Source organism: Thalassotalea sp. PP2-459, assembly GCF_001913705.1.
Lineage (GTDB): Bacteria > Pseudomonadota > Gammaproteobacteria > Enterobacterales > Alteromonadaceae > Thalassotalea_C > Thalassotalea_C hakodatensis.
In genome coordinates this window covers 35978-56760 of sequence record NZ_MKQD01000043.1, presented here as the reverse complement: position 1 = coordinate 56760, position 20783 = coordinate 35978, and the positions used below count along the sequence as shown (strand labels likewise).

At 39.4% G+C, this 20783-nt stretch carries 22 protein-coding genes and 1 riboswitch; of the genes, 15 read left to right on the top strand and 7 right to left on the bottom strand.

Features of this window, described 5'->3' with window-relative positions:
* Positions 1 to 31: 31 nt before the first annotated feature.
* Both mlaE and mlaF read right to left on the bottom strand, forming a co-directional pair.
* Entirely contained in the window at positions 32 to 808 is a 777-nt protein-coding gene (gene mlaE, locus BI291_RS10055) for a lipid asymmetry maintenance ABC transporter permease subunit MlaE (RefSeq protein WP_074498627.1), read from the bottom strand.
* Positions 805 to 1614: a phospholipid ABC transporter ATP-binding protein MlaF gene (gene mlaF, locus BI291_RS10050; RefSeq protein WP_074498626.1), complete on the bottom strand. Its 810-nt coding sequence runs from the start codon at positions 1612 to 1614 to the stop codon at positions 805 to 807. Before mlaF ends, mlaE begins: the two co-directional genes overlap by 4 nt.
* A 335-nt stretch (positions 1615 to 1949) precedes the next feature.
* On the opposite strand from mlaF, the gene BI291_RS10045 reads away from it, so the two are divergent.
* From BI291_RS10045 to mgtE, 12 genes are all read left to right on the top strand, one after another.
* Positions 1950 to 2933 (top strand): calcium/sodium antiporter, encoded by a 984-nt coding sequence (locus tag BI291_RS10045; RefSeq protein WP_074498625.1) that lies wholly within the window; start codon positions 1950 to 1952, stop codon positions 2931 to 2933.
* An 8-nt stretch (positions 2934 to 2941) separates the two neighbouring features.
* The gene (locus tag BI291_RS10040) at positions 2942 to 3907 is read left to right on the top strand and encodes a KpsF/GutQ family sugar-phosphate isomerase (RefSeq protein WP_074498624.1); all 966 of its coding nucleotides are present in this window, start codon (positions 2942 to 2944) and stop codon (positions 3905 to 3907) included.
* Entirely contained in the window at positions 3907 to 4455 is a 549-nt protein-coding gene (gene kdsC, locus BI291_RS10035; protein ID WP_074498623.1) for a 3-deoxy-manno-octulosonate-8-phosphatase KdsC, read from the top strand. The genes BI291_RS10040 and kdsC overlap by 1 nt, the downstream gene beginning before the upstream one ends.
* Positions 4452 to 5018 carry an LPS export ABC transporter periplasmic protein LptC gene (lptC, locus tag BI291_RS10030; protein WP_074498622.1) on the top strand — a complete coding sequence of 189 codons (567 nt, stop codon included), beginning with the start codon at positions 4452 to 4454 and terminating at the stop codon, positions 5016 to 5018. The genes kdsC and lptC overlap by 4 nt, the downstream gene beginning before the upstream one ends.
* Complete coding sequence (lptA, locus tag BI291_RS10025) at positions 4984 to 5508, top strand: lipopolysaccharide transport periplasmic protein LptA (protein WP_074498621.1); 525 nt, start codon at positions 4984 to 4986, stop codon at positions 5506 to 5508. Before lptC ends, lptA begins: the two co-directional genes overlap by 35 nt.
* Positions 5505 to 6236 (top strand): LPS export ABC transporter ATP-binding protein, encoded by a 732-nt coding sequence (gene lptB / locus BI291_RS10020; RefSeq protein WP_074498620.1) that lies wholly within the window; start codon positions 5505 to 5507, stop codon positions 6234 to 6236. The genes lptA and lptB overlap by 4 nt, the downstream gene beginning before the upstream one ends.
* 56 nt (positions 6237 to 6292) lie before the next feature.
* Entirely contained in the window at positions 6293 to 7798 is a 1506-nt protein-coding gene (locus BI291_RS10015; protein ID WP_074498619.1) for an RNA polymerase factor sigma-54, read from the top strand.
* 24 nt (positions 7799 to 7822) lie between these two features.
* Positions 7823 to 8110 carry a ribosome hibernation promoting factor gene (gene hpf / locus BI291_RS10010; RefSeq protein WP_074498618.1) on the top strand — a complete coding sequence of 96 codons (288 nt, stop codon included), beginning with the start codon at positions 7823 to 7825 and terminating at the stop codon, positions 8108 to 8110.
* A 22-nt stretch (positions 8111 to 8132) separates the two neighbouring features.
* Entirely contained in the window at positions 8133 to 8588 is a 456-nt protein-coding gene (ptsN, locus tag BI291_RS10005) for a PTS IIA-like nitrogen regulatory protein PtsN (RefSeq protein ID WP_074498687.1), read from the top strand.
* A gap of 15 nt (positions 8589 to 8603) precedes the next feature.
* Positions 8604 to 9458, top strand: coding sequence for an RNase adapter RapZ (gene rapZ / locus BI291_RS10000; RefSeq protein ID WP_074498617.1), 855 nt, complete (start codon positions 8604 to 8606; stop codon positions 9456 to 9458).
* A gap of 139 nt (positions 9459 to 9597) precedes the next feature.
* Positions 9598 to 9873, top strand: a complete 276-nt coding sequence (locus BI291_RS09995) for an HPr family phosphocarrier protein (RefSeq protein WP_074498616.1) — start codon at positions 9598 to 9600, stop codon at positions 9871 to 9873.
* A 220-nt stretch (positions 9874 to 10093) separates the two neighbouring features.
* Positions 10094 to 11452, top strand: coding sequence for a magnesium transporter (gene mgtE / locus BI291_RS09990; RefSeq protein ID WP_074498615.1), 1359 nt, complete (start codon positions 10094 to 10096; stop codon positions 11450 to 11452).
* A 54-nt stretch (positions 11453 to 11506) separates the two neighbouring features.
* Here the strand turns inward: mgtE and pmbA are convergent, their stop codons facing one another.
* The gene (gene pmbA, locus BI291_RS09985) at positions 11507 to 12850 is read right to left on the bottom strand and encodes a metalloprotease PmbA (protein ID WP_074498614.1); all 1344 of its coding nucleotides are present in this window, start codon (positions 12848 to 12850) and stop codon (positions 11507 to 11509) included.
* Between the two features lie 100 nt (positions 12851 to 12950).
* Between pmbA and yjgA the strand changes: the two genes are divergently transcribed.
* Complete coding sequence (gene yjgA / locus BI291_RS09980; RefSeq protein ID WP_074498686.1) at positions 12951 to 13469, top strand: ribosome biogenesis factor YjgA; 519 nt, start codon at positions 12951 to 12953, stop codon at positions 13467 to 13469.
* A 104-nt stretch (positions 13470 to 13573) separates the two neighbouring features.
* Here the strand turns inward: yjgA and BI291_RS09975 are convergent, their stop codons facing one another.
* From BI291_RS09975 to BI291_RS09965, 3 genes are read right to left on the bottom strand one after another with little or no spacing between them, the layout of a single operon-like run.
* Positions 13574 to 14701 (bottom strand): succinylglutamate desuccinylase/aspartoacylase family protein, encoded by a 1128-nt coding sequence (locus BI291_RS09975; RefSeq protein ID WP_074498613.1) that lies wholly within the window; start codon positions 14699 to 14701, stop codon positions 13574 to 13576.
* Between the two features lie 17 nt (positions 14702 to 14718).
* A complete protein-coding gene (locus BI291_RS09970) occupies positions 14719 to 15975 on the bottom strand; it encodes a PLP-dependent decarboxylase (protein WP_083601998.1) in 1257 nt (418 codons plus the stop codon).
* A gap of 11 nt (positions 15976 to 15986) precedes the next feature.
* A complete protein-coding gene (locus BI291_RS09965; RefSeq protein ID WP_074498612.1) occupies positions 15987 to 16736 on the bottom strand; it encodes a 2,3,4,5-tetrahydropyridine-2,6-dicarboxylate N-succinyltransferase in 750 nt (249 codons plus the stop codon).
* 131 nt (positions 16737 to 16867) lie between these two features.
* A riboswitch (Lysine riboswitch) is annotated at positions 16868 to 17038 on the bottom strand.
* Positions 17039 to 17286: 248 nt separating this feature from the next.
* Between BI291_RS09965 and BI291_RS09960 the strand changes: the two genes are divergently transcribed.
* The gene (locus BI291_RS09960) at positions 17287 to 18171 is read left to right on the top strand and encodes a hypothetical protein (RefSeq protein ID WP_139302598.1); all 885 of its coding nucleotides are present in this window, start codon (positions 17287 to 17289) and stop codon (positions 18169 to 18171) included.
* Positions 18172 to 18250: 79 nt separating this feature from the next.
* On the opposite strand, the gene BI291_RS09955 is transcribed toward BI291_RS09960, so the two are convergent.
* Positions 18251 to 19513 carry a DsbA family protein gene (locus tag BI291_RS09955; protein ID WP_139302597.1) on the bottom strand — a complete coding sequence of 421 codons (1263 nt, stop codon included), beginning with the start codon at positions 19511 to 19513 and terminating at the stop codon, positions 18251 to 18253.
* A 202-nt stretch (positions 19514 to 19715) separates the two neighbouring features.
* On the opposite strand from BI291_RS09955, the gene BI291_RS09950 reads away from it, so the two are divergent.
* A complete protein-coding gene (locus tag BI291_RS09950) occupies positions 19716 to 20744 on the top strand; it encodes a methyltransferase (protein ID WP_074498609.1) in 1029 nt (342 codons plus the stop codon).
* Positions 20745 to 20783 lie beyond the last annotated feature (39 nt).

The following is a 20783-nucleotide window of genomic DNA, read 5'->3' as shown; positions in this document are numbered from 1 at the left end:
ACAAACACCGCTTAACCAAACCTGAACACATTTATTTGGTAAACATTAACGCGGTTAAAATAAAATCTAAACCTAAAACAAGTAAAGAAGACTGCACAACCGTAGCTGTTGTTGCTCTACTAATACCTTCTGAAGTTGGAACACAATCATAACCTTTATAAACGGCTATCCATGTCACAACAAAGGCGAAAACAATGCTTTTTATCACACCATTTAAAATATCTTTTTCTAGCGAAACTTGCGCTTGCATTACTGACCAAAATGTACCGCTATCAACACCTAACCAATCAACACCGACTAGATGTGCCCCTAAAATACCCACGGCAGAAAATATTGCCGCCAATAAGGGGAGTGAAATAAAGCCTGCCCAAAAGCGTGGTGCTATTACTCTACGTAATGGATCAACCGCCATCATCTCTAAACTTGATAATTGTTCAGTGGCTTTCATTAAGCCAATTTCTGCCGTTAGTGCTGAACCTGCTCGGCCCGCAAAAAGTAGCGCGGCAACTACAGGCCCAAGTTCTCGCAATAATGATAACGCCACCATAGGCCCTAAACTCGCCTCAGCACCATAGCCAACAAGGATAGTATACCCTTGTAGCGCTAACACCATGCCAATAAAGGTGCCAGATACCACGATGATAATTAGCGACAACACACCAACAGCATAAAGCTGCTGTACTAATAAAGGAAAACCACGTTTTACATCAGGAACATGTGCTAGTGCAGAGGTTAGCATGATTATTGCTCTGCCAAGGGCGCTAACTCGACCAATAACCTTACGGCCTATTGATTGCAACCAATTCATTTAACGCTCCCTTTACCTAATAGCTCTTCTTGATATGCTGCTGCTTTATAGTGGAAAGGAACCGGACCATCGGCTTCTCCATTTACAAACTGCTGTACCAGCGGAGACGTTTGCTGACGAATTTCATCAGGTGTGCCATGACCAATCACTTTTTGCTCGGCAATAATATAAATATAATCAGCGATGCTCATCACTTCGGGTACATCATGAGAAACCACAACAGATGTTAGTCCTAACGCGTCATTCAACGATTTTATCAGTCGAACAATAACGCCCATTGAAATAGGATCTTGGCCTGCAAAAGGCTCGTCATACAGAATAAGTTCAGGATCAAGCGCTATCGCACGAGCAAGTGCAGCTCTACGCGCCATACCACCAGATAATTCATTAGGTTTTAAATCGCGTGCGCCTCGTAAACCAACAGCTTCGAGCTTCATTAATACCATTTTTTCAATAAGGCGCTCTGATAAATTGCTATGTTCTCGCATGGGAAAGGCAACGTTGTCATAAACCGACATATCGGTGAATAATGCACCACTTTGAAATAACATACTCATGCGTTTTCGTACTTGATATAACTCATGACGGGAAAGCGTAGGAATATCATTACCATCAAACAGTATCTGCCCAGATTCAGGACGCAACTGTCCGCCAATCAGGCGTAGAAGTGTCGTTTTTCCGATACCACTCGGCCCCATGATTGCGGTGACTTTACCTTTCGGTATTTGTAAGTTTATTTCATCATATATGATTCTTTCTTCCCGTTTGAAAGTCATATTTTTGATGTCGACCAACATATCTGACATGGTTTATTATACTGTTTAATTTTCCATCTTTTAAGTAGTACTAATTCTACCTGACTGCAACAAATACTTCATCCAAATTTCATCATTTAATATGTCTAAATTACGTGAGAAAACGTGTACAAACGTAAGAAAGTGTAAGATGTGCTCAATTTTTACACACAAGGTAGCCTTCAATAAAAAAGATAAGGTAACATTAACTACTCAAAAGTAACTGTTTTGGTCAATATTTGTAAAAAAATCGCAATCATTTCGCTTTTTTATCGATCTTCGTACAATAACGCTTTTTTTTTCTCTTACAACGGGCGACAATTTACCCCTTAATTTTGGAGTGATGAATGTTATTACAGATTTTTATATTATTAGTTTCTTTAATCGCCTTAGTTTGGAGTGCCGATAAATTTGTTTTAGGGGCCTCTTCTCTTGCCCGCAATATCGGTATCTCCCCCATGATTATTGGACTAACTATAGTGGCTATGGGTTCATCTGCACCAGAAATGATGATTGCAGGTACTGCTTCTTTGCAAGGAAACCCTGATACTGCAATCGGTAATGCTATAGGATCTAACATCACAAATATCGCATTGGTGTTAGGTATCACCGCAGTTTTACACCCGCTATCTGTTTCTTCAAGTACCATCAAACGGGAAATTCCTCTAGTACTTGCGATTACGTGTATCGCTTATTGGTTTGTTTCTGACAGTTATTTTAGTTTCGTTGAAGGGCTTATTTTAATTTTAGGTTTTGTAGCGTACATTCTTACCTTACTGATTATTACCTTACGTCGTTCTAAAACACACCCGCTTGATGATGCGATGGTATTAGAGGCTGAACAAGAAGTACCCGATGCTCTGCCAACACCTACGTCACTCTTTTGGTTAACTGTTGGTATTATTATATTGCCATTAAGTGCTACATATTTAGTTGATGCGTCTGTTTTCATTGCAAAAGCATTTGGTATTAGTGACTTGGTTATCGGACTAACGGTTATCGCGATTGGCACAAGCTTACCTGAATTAGCCGCCAGTATTATGAGTATTGTCAAAAAAGAAGATGACTTAGCCTTAGGCAATATTATCGGTTCAAATATTTTTAATATTTTGGCCGTGCTTTCTCTTGCCGGCTTAATTGCTCCTGGTAGCATTGACCCAGAAGCATCATACCGTGATGCACCGTATATGCTCGGTGTAACATTTTTATTATTTTTCTTATGTTTCACACGGCGTTTAGGTAATTTTAAAATCACCAGATTAAACGGTGTTATGTTGCTGGTTTCCTTTGTTGCATACCAATTGTTATTGTTTAGCCAGTTAAAACATTAGAGCTCACTATGAATAATTTTAGCAAAATAGCCAGAGACGTTATCAATATTGAAGCGCAATCAATAATCGAATTAACACAATTTATTGATGTTAATTTTGAAACAGCGTGCCAATTAATGTTAGAAACTAAAGGCCGTGTAATCGTTATTGGTATGGGTAAATCAGGCCATATAGGCGGAAAGATTGCCGCAACGTTTGCCAGTACAGGAACCCCTGCATTTTTTGTTCACCCGGGAGAGGCAAGCCATGGTGACTTAGGTATGATCACCCCTGAGGATATTGTACTCGCTATTTCAAATTCAGGTGAAACCGGTGAAGTATTATCAATTTTACCCGTGATAAAACGTATTGGTGCAAAGCTCATTGCCATGAGTAGTAACCCGAATTCAACGTTAGCCAAACTCAGTGATACTCATGTTTGTAATAAAGTGTCCCAAGAAGCTTGTCCGCTTGGCTTGGCGCCTACCTCTAGCACAACAGCAACACTTGTGATTGGCGATGCGATGGCGGTGGCATTATTAAATGCCCGTGGATTTACTGCCGATGATTTTGCCTTATCGCACCCAGGTGGCAGTTTAGGCAAACGTTTATTATTAAGGCTACAAGATATCATGCACACTGGAGAACGACTTCCAGTTGTTGATCAACACGCAAAAGTTAAAGACGCCCTCGTCGAAATGTCGTTGAAAGGGCTAGGTATGACTGCCATCACTAACCAAGAGCACGCACTTGTTGGTTTGTTTACTGACGGTGACTTACGTAGAATACTCGATGCTAAAATAGATATTCATCAAGATAATATTTCTTCGGTAATGACAAAAACACCGACAACAGCGCCACAAAGTATGCTTGCGGCAGAGGCATTAAAAATCATGGAAGACAAAAAAATTAATGGTTTAATTATCGTTGATGAGCATAATAAACCCATAGGTGCGATGAATATGCATGATTTACTAACCTCAGGGGTACTGTAATGATTTCAACCTTATACGGTGAAGTAACCTCTGAGGTATACAACAAAGCGAAAAAGATAAAACTTTTTGTCTGTGATATTGATGGTGTGTTTTCAGATGGACGTATTTATCTCGGTAATGATGGTGAAGAGCTTAAAGCATTTCACACTAAAGATGGTTATGGCATTAAAGCACTTAGCGCCAGCGGGGTTGACGTTGCCGTGATCACTGGCAGGCAATCAAATATTGTTCAAACCCGCATGACAGCATTAACGGTCAAACATATTGTGCAAGGCCAAGAAAATAAACTTCCAACGTTAAAGGCTATGATCGCAGATCTTAGCTTAACGCCAGAACAAGTTGCCTATATAGGTGATGATATGCCTGACTATGAATGTATGCAACATGTTGGTTTAAGCATTGCGGTGAGTGACGCGCACCCAAGCATTCTGTCTATCGCTGACTATACTACGTTTACTCGTGGTGGCTTTGGTGCAGTTAGGGAAACCTGTGACTTATTCATGCAAAGTCAAAACACATTACACAATGCCACAGGCGCAAGTATATGAGCCGAACTCAGGTATTATCGTTTTTATTTTTTGCTTTTGCTATTGCGGCATACAGTGTGCTTGAATGGCATCACACGAAAAAAGAAGACATTGAAGTGGTTGAGAATAACATCACGCCTGACTTTATCGCCGAATCACTTAAAAGTGAGGCTTTTTCGTTACTAGGAAGCTTAACCTATCGCATTGATGCAAGGCGAATGGAACATTACAACGAATTAGCAGTCACATACTTTGAGTACCCTAAATATACCTTATACCCAAAAGATAGTGATGTTCCTTGGAAAATAAGCGCTAATGAAGGCACACTTTACAATAGCAATCGAGTAAAACTCGAAAACAACGTATTATTAATTTCAACGGATGAAAAAAGTTTAATTAGAGAAATTCATGGAAAGTATTTAGAACTCGATTTAAATACCAATATTATTAGCTCAGAAAATCGCATAGAAATAAAAGGTGTTGATTTTGCTATGCAAGGCACAGGGTTAATAATAGACTTAAACACGAAACAGGTAACACTCACACAACATGAACAAACTATTTATCAACCGTCTGCACATTAGTCTTTTATTATTAAGCATGAGTGTTAGCACTGTGTTCAATGTTAACGCTGCCAAAATTGACTTACAGCAAGAAATTAGCATTGATGCTTCTCGACAAGCTGCTGATCTTAAAAATAAAATTTTCAGTTATATTGACAATGTTGTAATTAAGCAAGGTTCATTAGTGATCAACGCTGATCTTGTTCAAGTTATTACGGCAACAGAAACCGATACAAAAACTTATATTGCCCAAGGTAAACCCGCCACGTTTAAACAAACGCTAGAAGATGGAACACCCATCTACCTACAAGCTGATGAAATAAAATATGAACCAGCCAAAAACACAGTGACCATTTCCGGTAACGCCGAATTACGTCAAGAAGGCAGTAAAGTAAACGGTAGTGTGATTACCTATAATTTCTTAACTGAACAAGTACTTGCTAAAAGCGAGAATGATCAACGCGTTAAAACCGTATTACAGCCAAAGCAATTAGAAGAAAAAAATCCATGAACAATGCGAAATTAAATGCTACTCACTTGGCTAAATCCTATAAAGGGCGTATGGTAGTTAAAAATGTTGGCTTAGAAGTAAATGCTGGCCAAATCGTTGGTTTGTTAGGGCCAAATGGTGCAGGAAAAACCACCTCATTTTATATGATAGTAGGCTTGGTTACCCAAGATAACGGCAGCATTACGTTAAATGACGAAGATATCACTTTGCTACCAATGCACGAACGAGCACGCAGAGGTATTGGCTATCTTCCACAAGAAGCGTCTATTTTTCGAAAATTGACTGTATATGAAAATATTATGGCGATTTTACAAACGAGAAAAGAACTAACAGAAATAGAACGAGAAGAAAAACTAGAACATTTAGTAGAAGAATTTAACATTGGACATATTACCGAAAATTTAGGTATGAGTTTATCTGGTGGTGAACGTCGTCGAGTAGAAATTGCCAGAGCACTAGCAGCTGACCCTAAGTTTATTCTGTTAGATGAGCCTTTTGCGGGTGTTGATCCAATTTCTGTAGGTGATATAAAAAAAATTATTCTACACTTAAAAAATAAAGGCATCGGCATATTAATAACCGATCATAACGTTAGAGAAACACTTGATGTGTGTGAACATGCTTACATTGTAAGCCATGGCGAACTCATCGCCCAAGGTGATGCAGATCAAATCCTCGCGAATCAACAAGTCAGAGATGTATATCTTGGTGAACAATTCACGTTATAGTTATAATATGCTTTAGCAAAAATATAAGATTTACTTGAAAGGATAAGAAGTAATTAATGCGCCCAAGTCTGCAACTACGTATCGGACAACAACTCACAATGACGCCGCAACTCCAGCAGGCGATCAAGTTATTGCAGTTGTCCACGTTGGATTTACAACAAGAAATTCAAGAAGCACTAGAAAGCAACCCTTTGCTTGAGGTTGACGAATCATCATCGTCTGTAGAAGACAACCAACCTGATCGTTTAGAAGAAGCTTTTTCCGCAAACACTAATGACGAGAAACCAAACAATAACGATGGTTCAGAAGACTCTACCCCAACGGTAGACGAAATTAGTACCACCGAAGCAATGGATAAATCAGATATCCCTGAAGAACTGAATATCGATACAACATGGGATGAAAGTTACAGTGCTGGCGTATCAAATACCGGCGCAGCACCTATCTCTGACGATTACGTTTACCAAGGCGAAACCACCGATTCCATCCAAGACCATTTGCGCTGGCAAATGAAGCTAACCCCGTTCAGTGAAACAGACGAAGCCATAGCCATGGCAATCATCGACGCCATTGACGATGCTGGCTATTTACGCGTCACCACAGAAGAAATTTTAGAATCAGTTGGTGTTGAAGACGTTGAACTTGATGAAGTCGAAGCGGTTTTAAAGCGAATTAATGTTTTTGACCCCGTAGGCGTAGGTGCTCGATCAATTGCTGAATGCTTAACTATTCAACTGAACCAATTTGATAAAGACACACCATGGTTAAATGAAAGTAAACTCGTGATCAATGAGTACATTGATTTACTCGGTAACCGTGATTATCGACAAATCATGCGAAAAGCAAAACTCAAAGAAGATCAATTACGTGAAGTGATCCGCTTAATTCAATCTTTAGATCCTCGCCCTGGTGATTCTGTGATCCAAGGTGAAGATCAATATGTGGTACCTGATGTATCAGTCGAAAAGAAAAATGGTCGTTGGATCGTAGAATTAAACCCAGATACTGCACCAAGGCTTTCAGTAAATCAACAATACGCTTCAATGGCTCGTTCGATGAAAAACACGAATGACAGTCAGTTTATTCGATCAAACTTACAAGAAGCTAAATGGTTTATCAAAAGTTTAGAAAGTCGAAACGACACCTTATTAAAAGTGTCTAACTGTATTGTGCAACGTCAACAAGGATTCTTTGAACACGGCCCAGAAGCCATGCGTCCAATGGTGTTAAACGACATTGCTGAAGCTGTAGACATGCATGAATCGACCATTTCACGAGTGACCACGCAAAAATACATGCATACACCGCGTGGTATTTTTGAACTTAAATATTTTTTCTCTAGTCATGTAAGTACAGAAAATGGCGGAGAATGTTCTTCAACAGCGATTCGCGCTTTAATTAAAAAGCTCGTTGCTGCAGAAGTGCCTGCTAAGCCACTGAGTGATAGCAAAATGGCAGAACTATTGGCTGAACAGGGTATCAATGTTGCTAGACGGACGATTGCTAAATATCGAGAATCGTTAAATATTCCACCGTCTAACCAACGTAAAAGTTTACTTTAACTCTCTAGTAAAAGGATAACGCTTATGCAAATTAACCTTGCCGGACATCATGTTGAAATTACTGAACCTATGCGCGATAGCGTCAATAAAAAGTTTGCAAAGCTAGAGCGGCACTTCGATCACATTAACAATGTTTATGTTGTGTTAACGGTTGAGAAACTGAGTCAAATTGCTGAAGCAACCGTACACCTAAGTGGCACTGAAGTGCATGCTAAAGCGGAAAATAATGATATGTACACATCAATAGATTCACTCGTCAATAAGCTCGATAAACAGATCCTCAAATACAAGGGAAAAATTAATCAACATTAGTTTGTTGATCACAAAATCCACTATGAATTTTATCGATATCATCAAAGAGGACTGCACACTGTGTGCAGTCCAAGCTACCAGCAAAAAACGTATTCTTGAACTTTTATGCAGTAAAGCTGCTGATACCAACGATCAAGTCACCACTTATAATTTACTTGAAAGCTTAATGTTAAGAGAGAAAATGGGCTCTACCGGTATTGGTAATGGTATTGCTATTCCACACGGTCGGCTAACATCAACAGATAAAGTCATGATTGTTATCGCTACTGCAGAAACCCCGATAGAATTTGACGCCATTGATAACCGGCCTGTAGATATTTTTATCGCCTTATTTGTACCGGAAGCTAAGTGCCAACAACATTTATCAACGCTACAAAGTATTGCCAAAGTATTCAGCGATAAAAGCGTGTGTAAGCAAGTACGCAAATGCGACAACAACCACGAATTATTTCAATTACTAAAATCTACTGCCCAATAACCTAGGATTTCATCAATGAAACTTACGATAGTAAGTGGCCGCTCCGGCTCAGGTAAAACAGTCGCTTTGCGCGTGTTAGAAGATTTAGGTTATTATTGTGTAGATAATATTCCTGTAAATTTATTACCGGCATTGACCCATACGGTTATTAATGACTACGAAACAGTTGCTGTAAGCCTAGACGTTAGGAACTTACCTGCTGAACCAACAGATGTACCAGAAATACTCGATTATTTACCTAGTGCAGTAGAGCTTTCTATTGTGTATTTAGACGCTGATGACGGCGATCTTATTAGACGGTTTAGCGAAACACGTCGTTTGCATCCGCTCATTCGCCAGAACATCGCACTCGACCAAGCGATGACTTTAGAAAAGAAATTACTTGAACCCATTGCTGCTCGCGCCAATTTATATATAAATACTAGTCAGTTAACACCACATCAACTTGCAGACTTGATACGCGAGCGAGTATTGGGCAAAAAAAGTGGTTCCATGGTAGTAGTGTTTGAATCATTTGGTTTTAAACACGGGCTACCAAAAGATGCAGATTTTGTCTTTGACGCGCGCTTTTTACCCAACCCTTTTTGGGAAAAAGAATTAAAGCCGTTTACTGGGTTAGAGCAACCAGTAAAAGACTTTCTCGCCAGCCAACCAATTGTGACCAAGTTTATCTGGCAGATAAACAGCTTTATGATGACTTGGTTACCGCATTTAGAACGGAATAATCGTAGTTATATTACTATCGCTATTGGCTGCACTGGCGGTAAGCATCGCTCTGTATATATTGCCGAATTGTTAGCATCTAACTTAAAGAAAGAGCGTAAAGATGTACAAGCTCGTCACCGCGATCTTAAATTACCCAGCACATAATAGACCTTTGTCTGGCAAGTATTTTTCATCATAATAACGTAGTAAGTAATTGAATGAATACAACGGTAAAAACGTAGCAGCTTTGAATAAATTACCTTTACACTAACAGCACGTCAACTTAAGGGATAAGGTTAAACATATGGCTCACTTTTCTCGCTCAATCATAATCAGCAACAAATTAGGGATACACGCTCGACCTGCCACTAAGTTAGCGCAATTAACTCAACAATTTAAAGCAACGGTAATGATTGAGTTAGAGGGTAAGCAAGTTGATGCCAGTAGCATAATGGGTTTAATGTTACTTGCTGGTAGCCAGGGTAAGACAGTGATTGTCCATACTGAGGGCCCTGACGCTAAGCGTGCATTAGATGAAGTACACCAACTATTTACTAACAAGTTCGATGAAGAAGAATAATGTGTTCGCCTTTGGTGATATTATAAACGTACACGAAAAAACGCCCCTTTATGCCAATGTAGTGTTCACATTTACAATAAGAAAAAAGCTGCTAAAACCAACCAGTTGAGATAGACTATAATACCAAATATAGTAGATGCCTTGGTGACGTTCTAAGAACATCACCCATCTGTTTCATTTTTAGCATTCTAAATTCGTGAAAACGGCAAAGGGTAGCATGATGCCGGAAGTGTCAGAACAAGAACAAAGCCAACAACGCCTACAACAAGTCAATGAAGCGCTTGGCAGCGGTATGTTTGTTTATGTCCGCAAACTACTACAAAACATGCCCGCTTATGATCTCGCTCTACTGCTTGAGTCGTCCCCAAATAAAAGTCGTACTATTTTATGGCAACTTATCGATCCTGATCATCATGGCGAAGTATTAGAAGAGTTAAGTGAAGAAGTACGTAAAGGCATCTTAAAAAATATCCGTCCAGAAAAGTTAGCAGAAGTTGCTGAAGGTATGGATGTTGATGATCTTGCAGAGGTGTTAAGAACACTACCAGATACTGTCTATAACGAAGTGCTAAATTCAATGGATTCGCAAGATCGAAGCCGTGTAGAACAAGCACTTTCATACGAAGAAGATACCGCTGGTGGTATCATGAATACCGATACCATCACGATACGTCCTGACGTAACCGTGGATGTTGTACTCAGGTATTTACGTTTAAAGGGCGAATTACCTGTCGCCACCGATTCTTTTTATGTCGTTGACCGTAATGATAAATTTATTGGTGCTGTATCACTTGCAGCTATCGTTACCGCAAAGCCAGAAGAGTCTATTTCAACGTTAATTCATGCGGATATTGAAGCCGTAAATGTTGAAATGCCCGAAACAGAAGTTGCGCAACTCTTTGAACGTTATGATTGGTTCTCTGCCCCGGTGATTGATGATAACGGTCGATTATTAGGTCGTATTACTGTAGATGATATTGTCGATATCATCCGTGAAGAAGCCGAGCACTCTATGATGAGTATGGCGGGTCTTGATGATGAAGCGGATACGTTTGCACCTATATTAAAAAGTACTCAACGCCGCTCTATATGGCTAGGTGTTAACTTAATAACCGCTATTTTTGCCGTTGTTGTGTCTAACATGTTTGAAGATATTTTAAGCCAATTAACCATTCTCGCCATTTTAAACACACTCGTTCCTAGCATGGGCGGTGTTGCAGGCAATCAAACGCTAACACTGGTGATCCGCGGTATCGCACTCGGCCACGTTGGTGATTCAAACTCCCGCGTATTGTTAATGAAAGAGTTAGCCGTTGGCTTTTTGAATGGCATTATTTGGGCAATTTTAATTGCCGCGGTAGTAGGTATTTGGAAACAAGACATAATACTCGCCGGTATTATTGCTTTTGCTATGTTAATGAATATGACTGCAGCTGGGATAGCAGGGGTTACTATCCCACTTATGCTCAAACGAATGAATATTGATCCTGCATTAGCAGGAAGCGTGATATTAACAACCATTACTGACGTAGTGGGTATTTTTGCCTTCTTAGGTACAGCAGCATTACTGCTGGGTTAATTCACATCAGCTGCTCACCGCAATTGCTAGATTGCGGCACTCAACTAAGTACTGTTAATTTCCGGCAACTTGCATTTGATCAATAATGATTGATCCTGTTTTAATAGCGCCTTTTAGGTCGTAATCATTACCAACAGCCACTAAATTTTTAAACATGTCTTGTAGGTTGCCTGCAATAGTGACTTCAGAAACAGGAAAAGCAATTTCACCATTTTCAACCCAAAAACCTGCTGCTCCTCTTGAATAATCGCCGTTAACAACATTAACACCTTGGCCCATTAATTCTGTCACTAATAAACCTGTGCCTAAGGTTTTTAACATTGCGTCAAAATCACCACCATTGGCACTGACCTGCCAGTTATGAATACCACCAGCATGCCCTGTTGTTGTCATGCCTAATTTTCTCGCAGAATAGCTGGTTAATAAATAGGTGGCTAAATCACCGTTTTTGATAATTTCCCGATCATTCGTGGTTACACCTTCGCTATCAAATGCGCTGCTGGCTAAACCTTTTAAAATATGTGGTTTTTCTTCTATCGTTAAAAACGAAGGAAAGATTTGCTCGCCCAATGCATCTAATAAAAATGATGATTTACGATATAAATTACCGCCGCTAATAGCGGCAATAAAGTGTCCCCAAAAGGTGTTAGCAATATCTGCACGAAACATAACAGGCACCTTAGCCGTCGGTAGTTTTTGTGCATTAAGACGCGCAAGCACTTCATTGGCCGCTTCTTTACCGATAGCTTCCGGAGCATTTAATTGTGAAAATTCACGACTGACACTATAAGCATAATCTCGTTGCATTTCGTCATTATCTGCGGCTATCACGACACAACTTAAACTATGACGGGTACTTGGGTATCCCACAATCTGACCATGACTATTACCATAAACTTTAAAACCCTCAAAACAAGCCAAAGTGGCGCCATCTGAGTTAGTGATCTTATCATCGGCACTTAATGCAGCTTGTTCACAGGAATTGGCTAAATCAATCGCTTCTTCCGTTGTTAATACTTTAGGATGGTATAAATCTAAGTCTTTCGGCTGCATTGCCAATAACGCTTTATCTGCCAGCCCAGAACTTTCATCCACTGACGTATATTTAGCAATATTGACTGCAGCTTGCACGGTTTGATTCAGCGCATCTTGCGATAAATCAGCGGTTGAAGCGCTACCCTTTCTTCCTTGCTGGTAAACCGTTATTCCTAAAGCACCGTCACTGGTAAATTCAACCGTTTCAACATCGCCTAGTCTTGTTGTTACACTCAAACCTTGTTGTCTGCTCATCGACACTTCAGCACAATCTGCACCTAGTGTTTTCGCTAAGGCTAAGGCGTCTGCGACGGTTTGTTTAACATCTGTCATTTGTTCAGGGATTGTTTTTATATCGGTCATTCGTCAATATAGCTCTTTTGTTGCAAGCAAACGCTCTCACTGCTAGAGGCGAGTTCGCGCTTGTTGTATAATGCTTAAAATTTTTAATGATAGCGTTATTATGCCTCAGTACGAACACGATATCGATGAATTCGATGAAGATTATAAAAGTAAAACCGAAATAAAACGTGAAATGCACGCTATGCAAGACTTTGCCATGAAATTGGTTAAGCTTTCCAAAGCACAGCGCGCGAAAGTGCCCTTTCCTGAAGAAATTCTTGAAGCGTTAGCGCTCGCTGACAAAATTAAAAATAAGCCTGAAGCATTACGCCGTCATGTCAGGTTTATGAGTAAAGTGTTACTTGAAACTGATTTAACCGATGTGAATCAAGCATTAGATATAATGGCGAATAAACATCAGCAAGACACCTCACGTCATTTACGTTTAGAACAATTGCGTGATGACCTTATTACTCAAGGTAACGATAAAATTGAAGCCATGCTTAAACAATACCCAGCAATGGAACGACAAAAATTAAGGCAACTTGTCCGCCAAGCAGCTAAAGAGCATAACGCTGAAAAACCGGGTAAATCATATCGAGATCTTTTTGCTTACATCAAAGAACACGCGGAAGAATAATACCCATAAACGCTATGGCTAACGTTAAGTAAAAGTAGGTTACACCAATAACACGCGACTGAGTTATTGGTGTAAATTCAGTCTCATTTAATTAAATTTTTCACTTATAAGGTAAAATACTTAGTAAACACTTTATAAAGTTCAGTGCCCTGGTTAACACTTGCTGATGCAAAGTGCAAAATAGGAATAACTTCTTGATCCAAAGATAAATAATGCAGAGGATCACCATCACCATAGTTATCCATTCTTAATATTCTTGCTAACGGCTCGCCAGCAGGCAAAGGTTGTCCGAATTCAGCCAAATAATCTACCATTCCGCCCATGGGTGAATAATAGGCTTTATAGTCTTTTAACATACATGCATAACGAGTCATTTGTTTTGCTTGGTATTCTGGCGCATCGATGACGCCTTTATACTGTAAGTAACTCAAAATACTTTGCGCATCTTCTAAAGCGACATCTAAGTCAATTTGTTCTTGTGAACCAAGTTCAACCGTAAAGCTTTCTTTATTCAATGAAGCAGAGCTTATCGAAAAGTTAATACCTAACTCTGCGAAAGCTTCTTGTAGATGCCACCAAGGGCAAAAAGTTGCTTCGTCTAATGCTCCGTCAAATTGATTTGGGATCAACAACGTATGCGGAATATCAAAGTGTTTAGCGCTTTCTTTTGCGTATTCTGGGCAATATAAGTGTTTGCTAGATATTGGCCCAGTATGCAAGTCAAGCACAAGGTCTGCTTGGTGTGCTAAGCGCTGCAGCTGATAAGCGATTCGTTGCCCAGTCGTTAAACCAAAAATATTGTGATTAAGTTTTTGTTCAATACTTTGGATCATTAATGCTTTAAAGTTCGCCTCAATGGTTTTATCGTCTTTACCAATGCTCTCACGGACAAACGGCTTTATCATTTCAGGCGAAAAATGATACATTCTATTCCAATTAACGCCGGTGATAGGATCAAACCTACCTAGTGTATATTCACCATTTTTATGGTTGCAACCAACAGGGTTAGCATACGGTACCAGGGTAATATCACCCTTAACGTGCGTATTCCTTAATAACTCCAGCAATTGGAAAATTACCGCGTTACCTTGTACTTCTGCACCGTGCATGTTCGCCTGAATATAAACACTCGGCGCTGTTGAATCACCTTTAAGTCGATACACTGGAACCGTTAGTGCTGCGCCACTGGCCATTTCACCTACATGCATCACGTCTTTTGTAAAATTTGTCATTATCGTCTCTTTTATTATTATGCTAGATACCACTGCGCAGGCTTTGCTGCACGTACAAGAGATAGCCCTTGCTCACAATAAACATATTCTGCAGCGGTTTGATGGCATAAGAAGAATGGCATACTCTCAGTAAAACCATATGCGCCTACATAACCAAATAATAAGCGGTCATCTATATCTACATCCGTTGGTAACGGTAAGTTACCAAGCTTATCCATACTGGTACATAACGGACCATGTAAATCGAATAGCGTATTTTTTTGCGAGGAATCACGTAAAAGCCGAACAGGAAAAGGCTGCTCGGTTATCCCCGGTCGCAACAAATGGTTAATCCCTGCCGCTAGCACTAATTGCTGTTGGTCAAAATTAACCTTTTTATCAACCACTGAGGTCACATAGTAACCACAATTAGCTACAGCATATCTACCAAGTTCTAGCCATAGCTCGGCAACATTTGCCTGTTGCTTAATTTTCGCTAGATCTGCAATAATATCTGGCCAATGTAACTGTTGTCCGTGCTCATGGTAATCAATCCCTAAACCACCACCTAAATCGAGTATTTTTAACGACATACCAAGGGTTTTAGCAAGCGACACTAAAGGCTCTATCATTTGCTGCCATAGGGCATACATTGTTTTATTCGACAACATGTTACCCCACTGAAAAATATGTAGACCACATATATTCAGGTGCGGATACAAAGATACATGATGGCTTTTCCACGCGTCTAATGACATACCAAACGGCGTTATTTGGTTACCACCTAACGGATTTTTCTCACCATCAGGCCATTGTAACTGTACTCGTAACAGCACATCAGGCGTTACCGACTGCTCATTTGCTAGCTCATTCAACCACTTCAGCTGATTAGGACTTTCAACAACAAACGTGTTGACCCCTTTGGCTAGAAACTCGGCAAGTTGAGCGCGCGATTTAGCAGGGCCAGTATTGAGTATTCGATTAGCACTCACATTTTGGTCAAGCACTTGCTGTAGTTCACCGCTACTGGCAACGTCAAACTGAATCCCTGCTTGATCAACCGTTTGAATAATACGTGATAAAGGGTTTGCCTTTACTGCATACCAAAGTTTCACTACATCTTGTTGCTGTAAGGAAGATAAATGACTTTTTAATGCATTTAAGTCGTAAACAAAGTAAGCAAGTTCATCGACATTATCACTAACATGATGACTTAATGCCTGTTGTAGACCTTCACTTTTTTGAAACTGTTGATACCAGTTATTGGTTAGTTGCTCACCCGTTGAGTGCTGCATATTTTCTCCTGTTATCGAAGTACTGATTCAAGCGTTAATGAAGCATCACTTTGTTCATCACGATATTTAACAATCAGCGCACAAGCCATGTTCAACCCATTTTCATTAGCCCATAAACCTGATACCGGTCGAGTGCCGGGCACCACAACCGCACGTTCAGGAATATCAGCACCTTTAGCTAGTTGCACATGGTTAACACAATCGTAAACAGGCACAGAAGCAGAAAGTGTTACGCCCGGAGCAAGCACTGCCCCTTTGCGGATCACGATACCTTCAACAACGACAACACCCGCCCCAAGAAATGCGTCATCTTCAACAATTACAGGGCTCGCACCAATAGGCTCTAATACACCACCAATTTGTACCGCGGCAGACACATGCACATTTTTACCAATTTGCGCACATGAGCCAATCAAAGCGTGACTGTCTACCATGGTACCTTCGTCAACAAATGCCCCCACATTGATATAAGCTGGTGGCATAACAATTACGCCAGGTGAAACATGTGCACCTCGACGTATAGAAGAGCCGCCCGGTACAAGGCGCACACCGTCAGCAACGGTCATTTCTCTGGCGGGTAGATTATGTTTATCAACAAATCCTTGGTATGGCCCCGTAAATGCTGTATTTTCTCCAGCTTTGAAAGCCGCTAATATCGCTTCTTTAGCCGCGACATTTGCATGCCATGTACCATGCTCATCTTTATTAGCCGCTCTAATGGTGCCTTCTTCTAATTGTTCTAAGGTGTGTTGCCAACTCACTAGGTAAATTCTCCAAAAACTAACAGTTCAAAAAGCGCGGCAGAAATGCCACGCGATAACGTGTAAATTAAATGGAGAGCTGAAGGCTTTGCAGACGAATAACTACGTAAGAGAAGTAGCTAAACCTGACAAAGGCCAGAAGCTCTCCACCTTACGGTGACAGTTGCCAGGATTCAGCCTGAACAACCGACAAATACATCATCAAATATATATTTATCTCGGCGTTATACTCCCTGGTTAATGTTCATAAGAGTTTGATCTCTTCCCATTAACTACCTAGTAAACGCGCCTCTTCTGGCCCTATTTGCGTAGGCCGGTGAAACCCACCTACGATAAAAGGGACGCCATATTAGAACATTTATTCTAATATCTCGCAACCACCAACCCTTTACATAGTGAAAATCTTCTTTATCTGAAAATCTTGTTCAACACGCTATTTGGTTAGAGTACCTTCGGACATAGAAGTTAATCCACCTACTTAACTTACCCTTTTTAATGTGCTATTAATATTAACCAACTGATAGTTAATAACTTTTTATAAATATTTCATATGGCTTTAAAAACAAAAGTACTGAACAAATATAACTTGCCTTATTTTGTCCATGGATGCATTTCATTACCCAATGAAATTTGTGTCGTTTTAGGTTCTCATGCTCACTGTAGCGGAAGGTTTCTAATATTGAAGTCAGGACATTTTGAAGTACTTGATTATGAAATCCCTAGAATGAAATTTGATCATTTCAACTACAGGGGGGCGCTTTATAAAACTGATTCTGGATTTGGCTGTGTTCTTGATCATAGCGTCATTGAATATGACTTTAACAATAAAATATTTAAGAAATACCCATTTAAATCGCCTTTTCCCGAAGATAACCAGCATGAAACAGGTCCATTGAAAACTGCAATCAAAATCGCAGATAACGAGCTACTTTTTCCCTTAGAAGATTATTTCTATAAATTTAAAAGTAGTTATTTCGCCAAGGTTTACCTTCATGATAATTATGCGACTCATGATCCTTTTATTTACTCAATGAAAAAATCTCAATCTTCGCATATCTCAGATTGCTCTGTTGCTTACGTGAATAATACCATTTTATTTCACCGATGTGAGTACTTCAAAATGCATATGGACAACCCTAGCGATAGATCAGAACTTTGCTCGTTAATAAATGGCAACGAAAACATCATTTCTGAGGTTTCAAAGGGTGTTAGCCAGTTTTCAACTGATTGTGCACATTTATTAGTTAAAACGCACTCAGCGCCTTTCAAGCTTGAGTTTTATTCAATAACAGGAGAAAAAGAAAGCGAAATAGCGTTAACGCCAAAAAAAGTCATCGGAGACCTTAATAAAAGATATCTTTCAATTTTTGATAAATTCAACGATAGGCTATGGATGGCTCGCGATACTGAAGTGACCGAAACACTATTAGCTTAATTTGCGTACATTTAACAACAAAAATACACTAGGTCTGTTTAAATTTAAATCCTTTACCTCAGTAGCAAACCTAAAATTACTAAAGCCTATTTACATTAACCTTAACCGGATAACCTTCTTCACTATATTCACTGTTCACTTCCGGGGGTTGCGAAATAGCTTGTTCGATTAAAAAGAATCTATCTTGTCCCCAGCAACTTGTGCTTTGATATCTAAAACAAGGGGTTCCCCATAAACCTAATTCAGCTAATTCTTTGACATGTTGTTCAGCCCACACTTGCCAATCATGTTGTTGTTGGTAGGCTAGCGCTTCAGCATGATCAATCTGTAATTGCTGACACATTCTCTTCATTGCATGCTCATCATTCAGGTTAATAGATTCAACAAATAAAGCGTTAAAAACCGCGCTAACATAATCAATGGCTTTCCCCTGCGCTGCTGCATAAGAAAAAATTTGGTAACAACACACTACGTGTTGATCAAACCAAGTAATAGTATTTGAAAATGCTATATCGGCTGCTTTCGCTTCACGATAAGCATCGCTATACATATATTTTTGTTTATTAACAGGAATTTTGAAGCCACGTTTTTCAATCGGTATAATTGGTTTAATCGATAATGTTAATTGATGCTTTGTTGCCAAACGAACCGCTTTAACAAACCCGATATACGAATAAGGGCAATTTAATGATAAATAAACGTCAACAGTTCTATCTTTAATTATTGGTACAGTCAGATCAGTGAAGTGTTCATCGTTAAATTCATGCTGAAAATACGGTTCGCTGTCTTTTTTTATCAACCCTAGGCTCAGTAATCGCTGCTCTAAATATTTTAACCTATCCACGCCTAAAAACCATTCTCCAGCAAAAAAACAGGTGGCCGCTAAATAATGTCCCTTATTAACAAGTCTACGCTGATTTTTAATTTGAAAATTAATCACCGGAGTTGATGTTTGACAGTAATATTCAAATGAGCCTTGCCAAGTAGTGGTAAAAAGCTTTTCAGCATCGACAACATTTTTCACTGATAGCTGCCAATACTGCTGACCTGTTAATAATTGAGAGTCATTGGGCGCAACGGTAATTGCCTTTAAACCATAGCGATGTGCAATAACATTAGCGTCAGTTAGCACCCACTGACGCATAAGCTTGGGATACACGTTTATCCCCGGTAAAGATTCATAAACAAGGTATAATGTTATGTCTACCTCATAACGTTGTTCAATATGAATAAGCGCTTGTATAAGCATATAGCTATGAGGATCTTTTAGCGCGACATATACTTCAATACAAGGCTTTTTATTAAACAATGATGGCAATAAAAAATATTTCGCATTTTGCATGCGCTTGTAAAGGTTGCTTCTAAACCACCAAGCTTGTATTTGCTTCAACCATATATCAATAACTTACTCCTAGTAATTACACCTTACAATGTAAGGCTAAACCTTGGTACCATCAAGATAATAAGGTAGAATACTGCCTAATTATGACACAAATTTACGTACTTTTCTGTCTGCGTAGAATTCAATTTGTACTGAGCAATCAATGTTTTTAACCAACCTTAGCCAAGTGTTAGCCCGTCATGATGATTTACTCATCGCTTCGTCACCTTTATTAGTGAACATGCCACAAGATAACTTTGCTAATCATTTGCAGCAAATTTCATCTGCTGATGAGATAACATTTTACGATACGCAATATGATGCTTACCTATTTAGAGACAATACCGTAAAAAGTAACGCCATTTTTCATAGTCAATATCAAAGTAAAACGTTACATGACTTAATGATAATGACCTTTCCTAAGAGTAAAAAAGAACTCACGTTTACGTTGGCAATGCTCAGTGCAAACTTGTCAGAAAATGCAAGAATATTAATTGTTGGAGAAAATAAAAGCGGTATAAAATCAATAAGCAAGTTGACTCAAGGTTATCACAACACCCTTGATAAAATTGATTCTGCTCGGCACTGTGTTTTGTATGAATTAACCTTAAATAAATTGCCCACTTTTAACCTTGAAGATTGGTTTCAATATTACGATTTAACCATTAATGGTGAACAATGCGTAATAGCGGCTTTACCCGGTGTTTTCAGTCAAGGCGGTCTTGATAAAGGCACAAGCGTTTTATTTGAACACCTGCCAAATAACCTATCAGGCCATGTGCTTGACTTCGGTACAGGTGCAGGTGTTATTGCAACGTATTTAGCGAAAACCAATCAACATATCACTATTGAACTTGCTGATGTGAGCGCATTAGCCTTAGCATCGGCTGAAAAAACACTTAAAATAAACAAGCTATCTGGTAACTTGATTGCAACGAATAGTTTATCGTCAATAAAAGCACAATACGATCATGTTGTCACAAATCCGCCATTCCACCAAGGAATCAAAACACACTACGCCGCAACAGAAAGCTTTCTATCGGGTATCCATAAATACATAAAACCTAACGGCACATTAACCGTTGTAGCCAATAGTTTTTTAAAATATCAGCCAATTATGGCGTCATATTTTAAAAAGGTATCCACAGCAGCTACCAAACATGGCTTTACTGTGTATTCGGCTAGAAAATAAGATAAGTAATTGAAATTTACAGATTTGAGTTGCAATTTA

Coding starts and splice junctions, on each gene's coding strand:
- mlaE (WP_074498627.1), bottom strand. CDS start 808: ATGAATTGGTTGCAATCAATAGGCCGTAAGGTTATTGGTCGAGTTAGC.
- mlaF (WP_074498626.1), bottom strand. CDS start 1,614: ATGTCAGATATGTTGGTCGACATCAAAAATATGACTTTCAAACGGGAA.
- BI291_RS10045 (WP_074498625.1), top strand. CDS start 1,950: ATGTTATTACAGATTTTTATATTATTAGTTTCTTTAATCGCCTTAGTT.
- BI291_RS10040 (WP_074498624.1), top strand. CDS start 2,942: ATGAATAATTTTAGCAAAATAGCCAGAGACGTTATCAATATTGAAGCG.
- kdsC (WP_074498623.1), top strand. CDS start 3,907: ATGATTTCAACCTTATACGGTGAAGTAACCTCTGAGGTATACAACAAA.
- lptC (WP_074498622.1), top strand. CDS start 4,452: ATGAGCCGAACTCAGGTATTATCGTTTTTATTTTTTGCTTTTGCTATT.
- lptA (WP_074498621.1), top strand. CDS start 4,984: ATGAACAAACTATTTATCAACCGTCTGCACATTAGTCTTTTATTATTA.
- lptB (WP_074498620.1), top strand. CDS start 5,505: ATGAACAATGCGAAATTAAATGCTACTCACTTGGCTAAATCCTATAAA.
- BI291_RS10015 (WP_074498619.1), top strand. CDS start 6,293: ATGCGCCCAAGTCTGCAACTACGTATCGGACAACAACTCACAATGACG.
- hpf (WP_074498618.1), top strand. CDS start 7,823: ATGCAAATTAACCTTGCCGGACATCATGTTGAAATTACTGAACCTATG.
- ptsN (WP_074498687.1), top strand. CDS start 8,133: ATGAATTTTATCGATATCATCAAAGAGGACTGCACACTGTGTGCAGTC.
- rapZ (WP_074498617.1), top strand. CDS start 8,604: ATGAAACTTACGATAGTAAGTGGCCGCTCCGGCTCAGGTAAAACAGTC.
- BI291_RS09995 (WP_074498616.1), top strand. CDS start 9,598: ATGGCTCACTTTTCTCGCTCAATCATAATCAGCAACAAATTAGGGATA.
- mgtE (WP_074498615.1), top strand. CDS start 10,094: ATGCCGGAAGTGTCAGAACAAGAACAAAGCCAACAACGCCTACAACAA.
- pmbA (WP_074498614.1), bottom strand. CDS start 12,850: ATGACCGATATAAAAACAATCCCTGAACAAATGACAGATGTTAAACAA.
- yjgA (WP_074498686.1), top strand. CDS start 12,951: ATGCCTCAGTACGAACACGATATCGATGAATTCGATGAAGATTATAAA.
- BI291_RS09975 (WP_074498613.1), bottom strand. CDS start 14,701: ATGACAAATTTTACAAAAGACGTGATGCATGTAGGTGAAATGGCCAGT.
- BI291_RS09970 (WP_083601998.1), bottom strand. CDS start 15,975: ATGCAGCACTCAACGGGTGAGCAACTAACCAATAACTGGTATCAACAG.
- BI291_RS09960 (WP_139302598.1), top strand. CDS start 17,287: ATGGCTTTAAAAACAAAAGTACTGAACAAATATAACTTGCCTTATTTT.
- BI291_RS09955 (WP_139302597.1), bottom strand. CDS start 19,513: ATGCAAAATGCGAAATATTTTTTATTGCCATCATTGTTTAATAAAAAG.
- BI291_RS09950 (WP_074498609.1), top strand. CDS start 19,716: ATGTTTTTAACCAACCTTAGCCAAGTGTTAGCCCGTCATGATGATTTA.